This is a genomic window from Cerasibacillus terrae (assembly GCF_008039555.1).
Taxonomy (GTDB): Bacteria; Bacillota; Bacilli; order Bacillales; family Amphibacillaceae; genus Cerasibacillus; species Cerasibacillus terrae.
Genome location: NZ_VDUW01000028.1, coordinates 1 through 610, shown reverse-complemented (window position 1 = coordinate 610; position 610 = coordinate 1). Strand labels below are relative to the sequence as shown.

General features: G+C 44.6%; 2 rRNA genes. Both read right to left on the bottom strand.

From position 1 onward, the window contains the following. Positions 1 to 107, bottom strand: a 23S ribosomal RNA gene (locus FHP05_RS15155); the annotation flags it as partial. A 383-nt stretch (positions 108 to 490) separates the two neighbouring features. Then, positions 491 to 610, bottom strand: a 16S ribosomal RNA gene (locus tag FHP05_RS15150); the annotation flags it as partial.

Sequence of the window (610 nt, the reverse complement as noted above, 5' to 3'; positions counted from 1 at the left end):
CCGGTTCAATGTCTACTTACGACTCCCCGAGGCATATCGGTGTTAGTCCCGTCCTTCATCGGCTCCTAGTACCAAGGCATCCACCGTGCGCCCTTATTCACTTGACTAGCAAGCAAATAAGTAAAAAATAATATATTACTTTACGCCATTGTTATTGATGTCGTTGGTATTTCTTATTTGGTTTTCAAGGTACAAACTTCCACAGAATGTCGTGACTTCCATATTCATCACAAAATGTGACGATATTTAACAGAAGTTCATTTCCATCAAGTGGTTTGTTTTCGAGAGATTTGCTCCCTCAAAACTGAACTGAACGACTCAGTATGTTTCCGTAATCTAGTTCAAACGTCTATCGACTAGCATGCTTCCTACTCCTTCCTCCGACAAGTCAACATCAATTCGCTACGCTCATTGTGTTTCCTTTGTCTCGTCAGGAGTAGTCCAGCCTGTACGTCGATGACCAGACGCTTTCACCTTTTTATATCCTTAGAAAGGAGGTGATCCAGCCGCACCTTCCGATACGGCTACCTTGTTACGACTTCACCCCAATCATTGACCCCACCTTCGGCGGCTAGCTCCTTACGGTTACTCTACCGACTTCGGGTGTTGT